At 64.1% G+C, this 14,534-nt stretch carries 11 protein-coding genes; 5 read left to right on the top strand and 6 right to left on the bottom strand.

What is annotated here, in order from left to right; translation table 11 throughout:
* The first annotated feature begins 179 nt into the window (after window positions 1–179).
* The 4 genes from NKK52_RS13150 (at window position 180) to NKK52_RS13135 (ending at window position 4,330) form a co-directional block, all read left to right on the top strand.
* Complete coding sequence (locus NKK52_RS13150; RefSeq protein ID WP_023685234.1) at window positions 180–1,481, top strand: cytosine deaminase; 1,302 nt, start codon at window positions 180–182, stop codon at window positions 1,479–1,481.
* On the top strand, window positions 1,481–2,884 hold the full coding sequence (locus NKK52_RS13145) for an FAD-binding oxidoreductase (protein WP_031197684.1): 1,404 nt from the start codon (window positions 1,481–1,483) through the stop codon (window positions 2,882–2,884). The genes NKK52_RS13150 and NKK52_RS13145 overlap by 1 nt, the downstream gene beginning before the upstream one ends.
* Before the next feature lie 283 nt (window positions 2,885–3,167).
* The gene (locus NKK52_RS13140) at window positions 3,168–3,749 is read left to right on the top strand and encodes an NAD(P)H-dependent oxidoreductase (protein ID WP_023685236.1); all 582 of its coding nucleotides are present in this window, start codon (window positions 3,168–3,170) and stop codon (window positions 3,747–3,749) included.
* The gene (locus NKK52_RS13135; protein WP_023685237.1) at window positions 3,749–4,330 is read left to right on the top strand and encodes an NAD(P)H-dependent oxidoreductase; all 582 of its coding nucleotides are present in this window, start codon (window positions 3,749–3,751) and stop codon (window positions 4,328–4,330) included. The genes NKK52_RS13140 and NKK52_RS13135 overlap by 1 nt, the downstream gene beginning before the upstream one ends.
* Window positions 4,331–4,500: 170 nt before the next feature.
* Here NKK52_RS13135 and NKK52_RS13130 read toward each other — a convergent pair whose 3' ends face one another.
* The 5 genes from NKK52_RS13130 to NKK52_RS13110 are packed head-to-tail and all read right to left on the bottom strand — an operon-like array spanning window position 4,501 to window position 12,034.
* Window positions 4,501–6,948 carry a GcvT family protein gene (locus NKK52_RS13130; RefSeq protein ID WP_023685238.1) on the bottom strand — a complete coding sequence of 816 codons (2,448 nt, stop codon included), beginning with the start codon at window positions 6,946–6,948 and terminating at the stop codon, window positions 4,501–4,503.
* Complete coding sequence (locus tag NKK52_RS13125) at window positions 6,945–8,126, bottom strand: pyridoxal phosphate-dependent aminotransferase (protein WP_023670766.1); 1,182 nt, start codon at window positions 8,124–8,126, stop codon at window positions 6,945–6,947. Before NKK52_RS13125 ends, NKK52_RS13130 begins: the two co-directional genes overlap by 4 nt.
* Window positions 8,126–9,025 (bottom strand): homocysteine S-methyltransferase family protein, encoded by a 900-nt coding sequence (locus NKK52_RS13120; RefSeq protein WP_023685239.1) that lies wholly within the window; start codon window positions 9,023–9,025, stop codon window positions 8,126–8,128. The genes NKK52_RS13125 and NKK52_RS13120 overlap by 1 nt, the downstream gene beginning before the upstream one ends.
* Window positions 9,022–11,475, bottom strand: coding sequence for a GcvT family protein (locus tag NKK52_RS13115; protein ID WP_023685240.1), 2,454 nt, complete (start codon window positions 11,473–11,475; stop codon window positions 9,022–9,024). The genes NKK52_RS13120 and NKK52_RS13115 overlap by 4 nt, the downstream gene beginning before the upstream one ends.
* Before the next feature lie 16 nt (window positions 11,476–11,491).
* A complete protein-coding gene (locus NKK52_RS13110; RefSeq protein ID WP_023685241.1) occupies window positions 11,492–12,034 on the bottom strand; it encodes a helix-turn-helix domain-containing protein in 543 nt (180 codons plus the stop codon).
* Between the two features lie 282 nt (window positions 12,035–12,316).
* Between NKK52_RS13110 and NKK52_RS13105 the strand changes: the two genes are divergently transcribed.
* Window positions 12,317–13,021 (top strand): nitroreductase, encoded by a 705-nt coding sequence (locus NKK52_RS13105; protein WP_023685242.1) that lies wholly within the window; start codon window positions 12,317–12,319, stop codon window positions 13,019–13,021.
* Between the two features lie 23 nt (window positions 13,022–13,044).
* Here NKK52_RS13105 and NKK52_RS13100 read toward each other — a convergent pair whose 3' ends face one another.
* Complete coding sequence (locus NKK52_RS13100; RefSeq protein WP_023685243.1) at window positions 13,045–14,487, bottom strand: MFS transporter; 1,443 nt, start codon at window positions 14,485–14,487, stop codon at window positions 13,045–13,047.
* Between the last annotated feature and the right edge of the window lie 47 nt (window positions 14,488–14,534).

Below are 14,534 nucleotides of genomic sequence, written 5' to 3'. Positions count from 1 at the left end.
GAGACGTTGGCGCGAAGCACCCCCCTCTGGCCTGCCGGCCATCTCCCCCTCAAGAGTGGAGATTGGACGTCATCCGGGATTTCGCCAATTATCGACGTTGGAAGACGGGTGCTGCCGGCAAAGCTGCCAATCTCCCCCCTTGAGGGGGAGATGCCCGGCAGGGCAGAGGGGGGCGGTCCTTGATACCGACCTCTGGCTCGTACCATCTCACCAACGTCCGCCTTCACCGGTCGCTGACATCAGGTCTTGCCACCACTTACGATACTGACGGCTTCGCGCTGGCCGACATCGCCGTCGCCGACGGTAAGCTCTCCAGCATCGCCGCGCACAAGAAATCAAAAGCGCCAGCCACCGCCATCGACCTTGCCGGCCGCATCATCCTGCCGTGCTTCGTCGATTGCCACACCCACATCGACAAGGGCCATATCTGGCCGCGCAAACCCAATCCCGACGGCAGTTTCATGGGCGCGCTCAATGCCACCAGCGCCGACCGTGCAGCGCGCTGGAGCGCCGAGGACGTGGCGCGGCGCATGGATTTCTCTTTGCGCTCGGCCTACGCGCACGGCACCAAGGCCTTGCGCACTCATCTCGACAGCGTGCCGCCACAGGAGGAAATCTCCTGGCCGGTGTTCGAGGCGATGCGGGAGAAATGGCGCGGCCGCATCGAATTGCAGGCAGCCTGCCTGCTCGGCATCGAAGGCGTGCGCGACAGAAAGTGGTTCGAGAGGCTGGCCAAGCGTGTGGCTGCGGCCAAGGGCGTGCTCGGCGTCGTCACCTATATGGTGCCGGATCTCGAAGAGCTTCTCGACAAGGTGTTCGCCGAGGCGAACAAGCACGGGCTCGATCTCGATTTCCACGCCGACGAGACCGACGATATCGCGGCGATCTCGCTGAAGAAGATTGCCGAGGCCGCACTCTGGAACGGTTTTGAGGGCAACATCCTGGTGGGACATTGCTGCTCGCTGGCGCGCCAGCCGGACCTCGACGTGCTCGACACGCTGGACAAGGTCGCCAAGGCCAAACTTGCCGTGGTGTCGCTGCCGATGTGCAATCTCTATCTGCAGGACCGGCGCGCCGACCAGACCACGCCACGCTGGCGCGGCGTGACCTTGCTGCACGAGATGAAGGCGAGGGGCATTGCGGTCGCGGTCGCCTCCGACAACACCCGCGATCCTTTCTATGCCTATGGCGATCTCGACATGCTGGAGGTCTACCGCATGGCGACGCGCATCCTGCATTTCGACCATCCGGTCGGCGACTGGCCGCAGACGGTGGCGGCGACGCCGGCCAAGGTGATGCGGCTCGACGGTGTCGGGACACTGGCAGCCGGTGGCAGCGCCGATTTCATCGTCTTCAAAGGGCGGAGCTGGACGGAATTGCTCTCGCGGCCCGAATCGGATCGCATCGTCGTGCGCGCGGGACGAGCGATCGACAGACAATTGCCCGATTACGCCGAGCTCGACGGACTGATGGTGGAATGATGGATGTTTCGGCGCTCAAACGCGATCTCGACGGGATAAAGCTCGACGACAATCCGGCCATCATCCAGCAGAAGAGCCGCGACTTCTACTGGTACAGCCCGGTGCTGAAGCAGCAGCTCGACCACGTCACCGGCGACCTGATCGTGACGCCCAGGAACGAGGCCGAACTGATCCGCGTGCTTGCCGCTTGCCACCGTCATGGCGTTCCGGTGACGCCGCGCGGCAGCGGCACCGGCAATTACGGTCAGGCGATGCCGCTATCGGGCGGCGTGGTTTTGAACCTTGCCGAGATGAACGAGATCAAGGCCATAGCGCCGGGCCGCGTCGTCACCGGGCCGGGCGCGATCCTCGCCGACATCGACAGAGCGACGCGCGCGCATTCCGGGCAGGAACTGCGGCTGTCGCCGTCGACCTACAACACCGCCTCGATCGGCGGCTTCATCGCTGGCGGCTCGGGCGGCGTCGGCTCGATCAATTTCGGCGGTCTGCGTGATTTCGGCAATGTGCTGCGGCTGCGCGTCGTCACCATGGAAACCGAACCGAAGGCGCTCGAACTCACCGGCGAGGATTTGCACAAAGTCACGCACGCCTATGGCACCAACGGCATCATCACCGAGGTCGAGATGCCGCTGACTGCAGCCTATGAATGGATCGACGTGATCGTCGGCTTCGACGCTTTCATGCCGGCAGCCCGCTACGGCAACGCGCTGGCACGCCAGGACGGCATCCTGACCAAGCTGATCACGCCGATCGCCGCGCCGGTGCCGCAGCTCTATTTCAAGCGACACCAGAAGTTCTTCCGGGACGGGCAAAGCATCTGCGTCGTCATGGTTGCCCGGCATGGGCTAGACGCATTCCTCGCCTTCACCCGCCGCGCCGGCGGCGAGGTCATCTTCAATGCCGCGACGGCAACGGACGAAGAGAAGAAGGGCCTGCCGCCGGGCTTCGAGCTGGCGTGGAACCACACCACGCTCAGGGCACTGCGGGTCGATCCCGCGATCACCTATCTGCAATCGCTCTATCCGTTTCCCAACCAGCTGGCGCTGGTGGAGAAGATGGACGCGATGTTTCCGAACGAGGTCTTTTCGCATCTCGAATTCGTGCGCCTCGACGGCAACATCACCTGCTTCGGCCTGCCGCTGGTGAAATTCACCACCGAGGCGCGGCTCAACGAAATCATCCGGCTGCATGAGGAGAATGGCTGCCCGATCTTCAACCCGCACCGCTACACGCTGGAAGAGGGCGGCATGAAGCAGACGGATGAAATCCAGCTCGCCTTCAAGCGCGAGACCGATCCGCAAGGCCTGCTCAATCCCGGCAAGATGATCGCCTGGGAAAATCCGGATTACGACTATCGCTCCGGCCGGACTTTTTTGTTCAAGGGTTTGCAGAAAGCAGAATGAGCAGAGGTTTGAGCTTGAGCACCCCCCTCTGTCCTGCCGGCACAGGCCCTACGCTGCCGCTTCGGGCGTTCGTTGTTTGGAAAGCCAAGCAATTGGCTTCCCATCGGCTTCGCCGACCACTTCTCACCCCCCGCAAGGGGGGAGATTGGCAGCCTGAACGCCGCAGCCAATCTGACACGCTGACAATTAGTGAAAGCGATGCGGCAGTCCGATCTCCCCCCTTGAGGGGGAGATGCCCGGCAGGGCAGAGGGGGGTGCCTCGCGCCGACCCCAGCAATTTCCCATGAAAGTCCTCGTCCTTTACGCACACCCGGTGGAGACCAGCTTCAATGCCAGCCTGCACCGCACGATCGTCGAGCGGCTGACGGCGGCCGGCCATGAGGTCGACGATTGCGATCTCTATGCCGAGGATTTCGACCCCAGGCTGACGCGCGGGGAGAGGCTGGATTATCACAACCAACGCAGCCCTGCGGACCCGGCCGCGCCCTATGTCGAGCGGCTGCTCAAGGCCGAGGCGCTGGTGCTGTCATATCCCGTCTGGAACTACGGCTTTCCGGCTATCCTGAAAGGCTTTTTCGACCGCGTGTTTCTGCCCGGCGTGTCGTTCAAATTGGTCGACGGCAAGGCGCAGCCTTCGCTCCACAACATCCGCAAGCTGACCGCCGTCACCACCTATGGCGGCAGCCGGTTCCGCGCCATGCTGATGGGCGATCCGCCGCGCCGGCTGGTCAAGCGGATGCTGCGCGCGACGATCAGGCCCGGCGCCTCGGTGTCCTACCTCGCTCATTATTCGATGAACCTGTCGACCGACGAGACGCGGGCAGCCTTCATGGCCAAGGTCGCGGCCGGGATGGATACCTTCTGATGCGCGTGCTGGTGGTCTATTGCCATCCGGTGCCCGAAAGTTTTTGCGCCGCGATCAGAGATACCGCCGTCGACGTGCTGAAGGCGCGGGGTTGGGAGGTACGGCTGCTCGACCTCTATGCCGAAAAATTCGACCCGGTGATGGGTAGCGAGGAGCGGCGCGCCTACAATGAGCGGGCGCCGGAGGATCCGGCCCTAAAACCGCATTTCGAGCATCTCGCCTGGGCTGAGGCGATCCTGTTCATCTATCCGACCTGGTGGTACGGGCTGCCGGCCATGCTGAAGGGCTGGCTCGACCGGGTCTGGGCGACCGATGTCGCCTTCAAGCTGGGCAAGGGGCGCATCATGTCGCTGATGACACATGTCACCAGGGTCGGCGTCATCACCCCCTGCGGCGCGCCGACCTGGTGGAGCGTCGTCGTCGGCCAGCCCGGCCGCAAGACCTTGCTGCGCGGTATGCGCGCGCTGTGCGCCCGCCGCTGCCGGACGTTTTTCCTGGCGCACTACCTGATGGACGCCTCGACGCCAAGGACGAGGGCGGCGTTTCTGGTGAAGGTGCGGGCGAAGCTGGAGCGGTTTTGAGCTTCTTCACCCTCCCCCTTGTGGGGAGGGTCGCGCAGCAAATGCCGCAAGGCGGCTTTTGCGAAGCGGGGTGGGGGGTCTCGTAGGGCGCACCCCCACCCCGTCTCGCAATCGCCGCTTCGCTCCGACTGCGAGCCGACCCTCCCCACAAGGGGGAGGGTAAAAAGGTGCTACATCCTCGTCCGTTCCGCCTTGGGATCGTACATCGGCTTCAGCGATGCTTCCGCCGCAAAACGCTCGCCGGCGATCTCTATCTCGTAGGACGAGGCCAGCACATCCGCCTCGCTCTCGCCCTGGCAGGGCACATAGCCCAGTCCGATCGCGCCGCCGAGATGGTGGCCGTAATTCCCCGATGTGATCGGGCCGACGATCTTGCCGTCGCGCAGGATCGCCTCGTTGTGGAAGAGCAGAGGCTGCGGGTCCTTCAGCCGGAACTGCACCAGCCGGCGCGACAGGCCGGCTTCTTTTTTCTTCAGCACCGCATCGCGGCCGATGAACTCGCCCTTGGCGGTTTTGACCGCAAAGCCGAGGCCGGCCTCCAGCACATTGTCCTCGTCGGTGATGTCGTGGCCGAAATGCCGAAACGCCTTTTCGATGCGACAGGAATCGAGCGTATGCAGGCCGCAAAGTTTCAGGCCGACATCCGCCCCCGCCTCATCGATCGCCTCGAAAACATGGGCAGCCTGGTCGGTAGAGACATAAAGCTCCCAGCCGAGTTCGCCGACATAGGTGACGCGGTGGGCGCGGGCGAGGCCCATGCCGATCTCGATCTCCTGGAAGGTGCCGAATGGATTGTTGTCGTTGGAGAAATCGTTGGGGCTGACTTTCTGGATCAGCTTTCGCGCATCCGGACCCATCAGGCAGAGCACGCTTTCTGCCGCCGTCACATCGGTGATGACAACGAATTCCTCGCCGACATGCCGCCGCAGCCAGGCGAGATCGCGTTGCAACGTCGCGCCCGGTACGACGAGGAAATAGGCCGTGTCCGACAGCCGCGACACGGTAAGATCGCTCTCGATGCCGCCGCGCTGGTTGAGCATCTGAGTGTAGACGATCTTGCCCGGCGCCACGTCCATGTCGTTGGCGCAGAGCCTTTGCAGGAACGCGCAGGCATCGCGGCCCTCGACACGGATCTTGCCGAACGAGGTCATGTCGAACAGGCCGACCTTGTTGCGGACCGCCAGGTGTTCCTCGCGCTGGTTGTCGAACCAGTTCTGCCGCTTCCAGGAATAGCGGTATTCGCGCTCTTGCCCTTCGCGGGCGAACCAGTTGGCGCGCTCCCAGCCGGCGACTTCGCCGAAGACCGCGCCGCGCGCCCTCAGGTGTTCATGCAGGGGCGATCGCCTGACATTCCTGGACGTTGCCATCTGCCGGTAGGGGAAATGGTCGGCATAGAGCAGGCCGAGCGTCTCGGAGACCCGCTCCTTGAGATACCTACGGTTCTTCTGGAATGGCTGGGCGCGGCGGATGTCGACTTCCCAGAGGTCGAAGGGCGCTTCGCCGTCATTGATCCACTGCGCCAGCGCCATGCCGGCGCCGCCGGACGAGACGATGCCGATGGAATTGTAGCCGGTCGCCATCCAGTAGCCCGACAGCTCCGGCGCTTCGCCGAGATAGTAGCGGTCGTCGGGGGTAAAGCTTTCGGGGCCGTTGAAGAAGGTGTGAATGCCGGCGGTTGCCAGCATCGGCATGCGATTGACGCCCATTTCGAGGATCGGCTCGAAATGCTCCATGTCCTCCGGCAACTGGTCGAAGCAGAAATCCTCGCTTATGCCGTCCATGCCCCAGGGCTTGGCCACCGGCTCGAAGGCGCCGAGCATCATCTTGCCGGCGTCTTCCTTGTAGTAGGCGCATTCATCGGGAACGCGCAGCACCGGTAGACGACCGAGCCCGGGGATCGGCTCGGTGACGAGATAAAAATGTTCGCAGGCATGCAGCGGGATGGTGACGCCGTTCTGGGCGCCGAGCTCGCGCGCCCACATGCCGGCGCAGTTGACGACGATGTCGGCCTCGATCGTGCCCTGGTCGTCGCCTTGCGCCCACGACACACCGGTGACGCGACCGGCCTTGGTATGGACCTTGGTGACCTTCACATTCTCGACGATGGCGGCGCCACGCTGGCGGGCGCCCTTGGCCAGCGCCATGGCGATGTTGGCCGGATCGCACTGGCCGTCGAGCGGCAGATGCACGGCGCCGACCACATCGGACACGTTGAGATGCGGGTACATCTCCTTGACTTCACCAGGCGAAATCTCGCGCACATCGACATCGAAGGCGCGGGCGAGCGAGGCCTGCCGATAAATCTCGTGCTTGCGCTCCTCAGTCAGCGCCACGGTGATCGAGCCGACCTGGCGCATGCCGGTGCCGACTTCCGTTTCGGCTTCCAGCTTGACGTAGAGGTCGGCCGAATATTTGGCCAGCCGCGTCATGTTCTGCGAGCCGCGCAGCTGGCCGATCAGGCCGGCGGCGTGCCAGGTCGTACCCGAGGTCAGCTGCTTGCGTTCGAGCAGCACGATGTCGGTCCAGCCGAGCTTGGCCAGGTGGTAGGCGACCGAACAGCCGGAGACACCGCCGCCGATAATAACCGCGCGGGCCTTGGTGGGAATGCTTCTGGTCATGCGGCCTCGCGGCGATAGCCGGATGCGAAGCGGCGCAGGCGTTTTGCGGCTTCCTGAAGCACCGGCTCCGGTTGGCAGAGGCTGATGCGGATGTGGCCGGCAGCGGCCTTGCCGAAGCTGGAACCCGGCATGACGCCGACACTCTCCTGGTCGAGAAAGGCCCAGGCGAATTTCTCGTCGTCGGGCTCGACTGCGGAGATGTCGAGCATGACATACATGCCGCCCTCGGAGCCGTGCACGCTGATATTGTTCATGCCGCGCACGGCGTCGAGCAGGACGGTGCGGCGCGCCGCATAGCGTTCGGCGATCTCCCTGACGCCAAAGCGGTTCTCCAGCGCCTCGGCGCAGGCGATCGAGATGAAGGCCGGCAGGCCGTAGGTCGTCACCAGATTGAGATTGGTCAACAGCGTGATCATCTGCGCTGGGCCGGTCAGCCAGCCCATGCGCCAGCCGGTCATGCCATGGCTCTTGGACATCGAATTGATGACCAGCGTGCGCTCCGCCATGCCGGGCAGGCCGCGCGGCGAGATGTGCTCGCCGCCGCCGAGCGTCCAGTAGACCTCGTCCGACAGCAGCCAGAGATCGTGCTCGCGGCAGATCTCGGCCAGCTCTTCCAGACGCTCACGCGAATAGACGGCGCCGGTCGGGTTGTTCGGCGTGTTGATCAAAATGGCGCGCGTGTTGGGCTTGAGCGCCGCGCGGATCATCTCGGCGTGCGGCTGGAAACCGTCTCCGGCCGGCGTCTCGACGACGGTGAAGCTGGCGCCGGCGGCGCTGAAGGTGTTGGGATAAGTCGCGTAGTAGGGCGCCACCACGATAGCGTGGTCGCCCTGGTCGAGAACGGCCTGCACCGCCGCGTAAAGGGCGGCCTGACCGCCCGGCGTGGCGATCACCTGGTCGGGGCTCGTCTCGACCCCGGTGCAGGCGGTCGAGGCCGCCGCCATCGCCCTGCGCAGGCGCGGAACGCCGGGAAGCGGGGTGTAGTGGTGGTTGCTGCCGCGAACCGCCGTCACGCAGGCTTCGATGGTCTGGCTCGGCGTATCGAAATCATGGTCGCCGACCGACAGCATGATGATGTCCTGGCCCGCCTCCTTGCGGGCCCATGCCTCGGTGTGGACCTCCCAGCCATCCTTGCCCGAAGGCACGATGCCGGAAATGCGCGATGACGGTCTGGGCATCAGGATACTCCCGAGATTTCGTGGCCGGCCTGTTCGAGCCAGTCGCGCAAGGCGGCGATGTGGGCAGGGCCGACTTCGCAGCAGCCGCCGACGATGGTGGCGCCAGCGGCGACCCAGCCGAGCGCCTGGTCGGCATAGGCATCCGGATCAAGGTCGTGGCGTGCGTGCAGCACTTCGACCGTTCCGCCATGCTTGAGCGCTTCGACAGAGGTGAAGCCATTGGCATAGGCGCCGACCGGGCCGCCGAGAGCAATCAATTCGGGCAGTGCCGCGGCGATAGCTTCTGGCCGGCAGCAATTCACCAGGCGCGCTGCAACCGTCAGGCCGTCGAGGGCGTCCGCCGCTGCCGCTATTGTTTCGCCGCTGCGCAGCCGCGGCGCGCCGTGATCGGCGAGAGTCCAAGACACCCAGACAGGTTTGCCGCTTTCCGACGCAGCGGTAACGGCCGCACGGCCTTCCTCGGCTGAGGCCATGGTCTCGCACAGGAACAGGTCGACGCCATCGGCCTGCTCGGCGACGATGCGGCGATAGATGTCCAGCGTCTCCTGGAACGATATGGCCAGCGCCGGCGCATAGCTGCCGAACAGCGGTGACAGGCAGCCGGCGATCGCTGCATCGCCTGCCTCGTCGCGTGCCTGTCTTGCCAATTCGATGCCGCGCTTCTGCAAGGGCTTGAAGAGATCTTCTGCTCCTTCCCGCGCGAGCCGCTCCGGCGTTGCCGAATAGGTGTTGATGGTGATGACGCGAGCGCCGGCCCGGATGAATTCGGCATGCAGGCCACGCACCAGATCCGGCTCGTCGATCAGCACCCTGGCCGACCAGAGCGGCGTCGGCTCGGAGCTGCTGCGGCGGACCAGTTCCTGGCCCATGCCGCCATCGGTGAGAATGACTTTCTTCATGCTCTCAGTCTTTCGTTTTTCGGATCCCACAGCGGCTCGTCTTTCTGCACGACCGCCCTGAAACGATCGCCAAAAATTTCAATCTCGATCGCGGTATCGGGTTCAGCCAGGTCGGCGCGCAGCATGCCGAGCGCGATCGATTTGTCGATGCGATGCCCCCAGCCGCCGGACGTCGTCTCGCCGACGATCTTGCCGTCATGCCAGAGCGTCGACACCGACGGCGCGTCGCAATCGCCGGGGTTTTCGACCACCAGCGTGACGAAGCGCTTCTTTACGCCTTGCTGCTTTTCGTTCTGCAGGGCTGCCTTGCCGCGGAAGTCGGGCTTGTCCCATTTTACGAAGCGCTCGAGCCCGCCCTGCAGGACCGTATAGTCGGTCGACAGGTCGCCCTTCCAGGTCCGGTAGCCCTTTTCGAGGCGCAGCGAATCCAGCGCATACATGCCGAACGGTTTCAGACCGTGTTTTTGTCCCGCCGTCCAGACGGCGTCGAAGATGGCGGCGGTGTCTCCCACCTTGGTGTGGATTTCCCAGCCGAGTTCGCCGGCGAAGGATACCCGCACCAGCTTCGCCCAGCGGCCGGCGATGGTGGTTTCCTGATGCGTCAGCCAGGGCAGCGAGAGATCCGCGCCACAGACCTCGGCCAGGATCTTGCGCGAATTGGGGCCGGCGAGGATTTGCGTCGAATAGTCTTCGGTCCTGTCGGTGAGGGTGAAAGCTGCGTCCTTCGGCAGGCGCGACTTCAGCCATTCGAAATCGTGCCACTGCGCTACCGCCGCGGTGATCAGAGTCATCTGCTCTTCGCCATGGCGCACCACCGACATCTCGGTAACGATGCGGCCTTTGTCGTCGGCGAAATAGGCGAGGCCGATGCGGCCCGGCTTGGGCACCAGGCCGGTGACCTGCAGCGCCAGCCATTCGGCTGCGCCAGGACCTTCGAGGTTGAAGCGCGAGAAGCCGGGCAGGTCCAGAATGCCGGCGGCGTCGCGCACCGCCAGGCATTCTTCGCGCACGCGGTGCTGCCACGGCCCGTCGCGGCGGAAGGTGAGTGTTGCTTCTTCCGACGTGTCGTCACCGGGTTGCGCATACCAGGTGGCACGCTCCCAGCCATTATAGGCGTCGAACTGGGCGCCGAGCGCCTTGATGCGATCGTGGATCGGCGACAGCTTGCGGTCGCGCCCGGCCGGCCAGGCATGGCGCGGGAACTGGATGGCGTATTCGTTGCCGTAGATCTCCATGCCCTTGGCGACGCTATAGTCGGGGGCGGCCGCAAAGCTGGTGAAACGGCGCGGATCGCAAGACCACATGTCCCATTCGGTCTGGCCCTGCGTAACCCATTCGGCCAGCACCTTGCCGGCGCCGCCGCCCTGGGCGATGCCGAAGGTGAAGACACAGGCCTCGAACGCGTTGGGAACGCCGGGCATCGGACCGATCAGCGGATTGCCGTCCGGCGCGTAAGGGATCGGCCCGTTGATCACCTTGGACAGGCCGGCAGTGCCCAGGATCGGCACGCGGGCGACGGCATCGGCAAGGTAGTGCTCGAGACGGTCGAGATCGTCGGGGAATAGCTGGAAGGAAAAATCCTCCGGCATCGGGTCGTTGTGGGTCGCCCAATGCGCGCGGCAATTCCGCTCATAGGGGCCGAGATTCATGCCGTTCTTTTCCTGGCGCAGATAGTAGGAGGTGTCGACGTCGCGCAGCAGCGGCAGTTTCTTGCCCTGCTCCTTCGACCAGGCCACCAGTTCGGGGATTTCCTCGAACAAGATGTACTGATGGCTCATCACCATCATCGGGACGTCGCGGCCGAACATTTTGCCGACTTCCGCGGCTCGGTAGCCGGCGGCGTTGACGACGATCTCGCAGCGGATTTCGCCTTGCGGGGTGACAACCACCCATCCGTCGTTCTCACGGCGCACGCCCGTGGTCGGGCAGAAGCGGATGATCTTTGCCCCCATGTCGCGCGCACCCTTGGCAAGTGCCTGCGTCAGCTGCGCGGGGTCGATGTCGCCGTCGTTTGGATCATAGAGCGCGCCTTTCAATTCATGCGTCTCGATGAAGGGATAGCGGCGCTTGATCTCATCAGGGCCGACAATGTCGATGTCCATGCCCTGGTAGCGGCCCATGCCCTTGGCGCGCTGGAACTCCTGCATGCGCTCCTTGGTGTGGGCGAGCCGCAGCGAGCCGGTAATGTGGTAGTTCATGGGATAGTCGACGGCATCAGCCAAGCTGCGATAGAGCTCGGTCGAATAGCGCTGCATGTTCATCAGCGACCAGGACGACGAGAAGGTCGGCACATTGCCGGCGGCATGCCAGGTCGAGCCCGATGTCAGCTCGTTCTTTTCCAAAAGCACGCAATCGGTCCAGCCCGCCTTGCAAAGGTGGTAGAGCGAGGAGGTGCCGACGACACCGCCTCCGATGATCACCACGCGTGCCGTGGTCGGCAAACCGGCCATATTAGAAACCCCTCGTTCAGTAGACAGGCGGCGAAACCACCCAGATGACCACGGCCGGCTCGCTGCCGGGATTGCGCCAGCGGTACGGCTTGCGCTCGAAGCGGAAGGAATCGCCTTCGACAAGACGGTGCCAGACGCCGGCGATCTCGATCTCGAAAATGCCAGAGGCGATGTAGCCGGCTTCCTCGGTCGGCCGCCGCTGCTCGCTCTTCATCTCGGCGCCCGGCGCGAAGATCGAACGCACCATCTCGAAACTACCGCCGAGATCGGGCGACAGAAGCTCCTCCACCAGGCCGGATTCGCTTGTGCCAAGCGTGCGCCGGCTGCCGGCGCGCACGACAACGCCGCGCTCCTTTTCGATCGGCACGTCGTGGCTGAAGAACAGGCTGAGCGGCACGTCGAACAAATCGGCGAAGGCCCTGAGGTCGCCGAGCGAAGGAATCGACAGGCCGCGCTCGACCTGGCTGACCCAGCCGACAGAGCGGCCAAGCTTCAGCGCGATCTCAGCTAGCGTCAGCCCACGCGCCTTGCGCAGCGCACGGATGTCGCTTGCCAACAGGCGCTCGTCGGGTCCCTGCAATGTTTTGGGGATAGCTGGGGGCAAAACGCTCACTTGATGAAAAACTGGAAATGAATTTCATGAGAGCTCATGTCCGTGAAAAAATCAAGAGAATTTTCATGGGCACACAAGATTTGCTTGCGCGATTTTGGAGGTTCATGCAAAGGCTCTGGCACGAGCGGCGGGTGTGGGAATGCGGGTCGGCGACCAAGGATTGAAATCTGCGCAAGGTCTTCTCCGATAGCCGGTTCGGCTTTCGAAGTGTGCGCAAAGGGACGGCCCATGCTGGAAAAAAATGGCCTGGCAGCGCAAAACGCGGCTGTTGTCGACGAGGCGATCATCTCGCGCCGTTCAGTGCGCGCCTTCCTGCCCGACATGGTCGATGACGAGACGATCCGAGCCATTCTTGGCGTCGCCGCGCGCGCGCCTTCGGGCACTAATATGCAGCCCTGGCGGGTCTATGTCGTCAAGGGCGACGTCAAGCAGCAGATCACCGATGCCATCCTGAATTCCGGTATCCGCGCCGAAAAGGCCGATTGGGACGAGTATCGCTATTACCCCACCCAGTTCTTCGAGCCGTATCTCACCCGCCGCCGCGCCAACGGTTTCGGGCTCTATGGGGCACTCGGCATCGGCCGCCGCGAGGTCGACAAGATGCGCGCCCAGCACGACCGCAACTTCGTCTTCTTCGATGCGCCGGTCGGCATGATCTTCACCATCGACCGGCGGCTGAACCAGGGCTCGTGGATCGACTACGGCATGTTTCTGCAGAACATCATGGTGGCGGCGCGGGGCAGGGGCCTGCACACCTGCCCGCAGGCAGCCTTCGCGCCCTATCACCGGCAGATAAGGCCAGTGCTCAACATTCCCGACGAGGAGATCGTCGTCTGCGGCATGGCGCTCGGCCTCGAGGATACGTCGAAACCCGAAAACGATTTCCGCACCGACCGCGTGCCGCTGGAAGAGTGGGTGACGTTCAGCGAATAAAGCGAGCCTTACACTCGCCCATCCTATTCCACGTTCATCTGCGCGCCATGGCCGCTGACATGGGCGCCGTCCTGCGGTGTCAGCTTGAGATAGGCAATCAGCGCGCACAGCGTGATGACGCCCTCGACCACGAACAGGATGCGGAAATCGTTGGTCACCGCCGGCCAGCCGCCGGCCAGGAACGACAACAGCGCCGCCGCCAGGCCGACGCTGATCGCCACCCCCAACTGCCACAGTATGTAGTAGAGCGCGCTGAAGCGGGCGAGCTGGTCGGGCGCGATGTCGGAATAGGCGAGGTTGCCGGTCGACGCCCACTGCGCCGAGCGCAGGACACCGAAGGCAAAGATATAGGCAAGCACGATCCAGACCGGCGTGGTTGCCTCTATCAAGGCGAAGCCGGCTACCATGGCAGCAACGATCGGCGTGTTGACGACCAGCACGCGGCGAAAGCCGAAGCGGTTGAGCAGGCGCGGCATGAAGACACGCATGATCAGCGAGCCGATCGCGGCGACGAAGGTCAGCGACCCCGCCTGCACCGCGCTCATGCCGAAGCCGAGCTGGAACATCAGCGGCAAAAGGAAGACGACAGAGCTCAGGCCGATCGTGTCCAGTCCGCCGCCGGTGAGGAAGGAGATGCGAAAGGTGCGGATGCGCAGGAGCTTCAGGTCAAGCAAAGGGTTGCGGGCGCGCAGGCAGTAGAAGGAAGCAAGCGTCAGGATGATGATCGCCAGCGCCAGCTCAGCCGCAATCATGCTGCCGGCGGCGTCTTTGGCCGCAAGCGAATCCATGCCGAAGACCAGCAGGACCATGCCGCTGCCGACCAGCAGGAAGCCCGGGAAATCGAACGGCGTGCGCACCGGTTTGGTAACAGTCGGAAACAGCGAGGCGGCAAGAACGGCCGCCGCCAGCGCGAACGGCACGTTGATGAAGAAGATCCAGCGCCAGGAGATATAAGTCGTCAGCGCGCCGCCGACCAGCGGGCCGACCAGCGGTCCGGACTGGCCGGCCAGCGAAATATACAGGTTGATCGTCAGCGTGCGGCTGCGCGGGAAGGTCGACAGGATGACGACCTGGCCGAGCGTCCCCATCAAGGCGCCGCCGAAGCCTTGCAGCGCGCGGGCGCCGACCAGCGTCCAGATGTCGTTGGACAATCCGCACAGCGCCGATGACGCGGCGAACACCAGCAAGGCGAAGCAGTAAACGTTGCGCAAGCCGAAGCGGTCGGCGGCCCAGCCGCCGAGCGGCATCGAGATGATCAGGCTGGCGACATAGACGGTGATCAACAGGCCGAGCTGGCTCGGCGGCCGGCCGAGGCTGTCGCTGATGCCGGGCAGGGCGGTGACCACGACATTCTGGTCGAGGCTCGTCATGAACACACCGCAGGCGACCGTCAGCGGCAGCAGGAGCAAGGCTCTGGCCGACACATCGGCGCGATCCGTGGCGCCGGCGGATAGTTCTGCGGTCATGGGGATGTTCGAACCAAACGACGATGCCGACTCTGAGACGGGAGCTT

It is taken from the genome of Mesorhizobium sp. C277A (assembly GCF_040324395.1).
Classification (GTDB): Bacteria; Pseudomonadota; Alphaproteobacteria; order Rhizobiales; family Rhizobiaceae; genus Mesorhizobium.
This window is presented reverse-complemented; position numbering and strand designations above follow the sequence as displayed.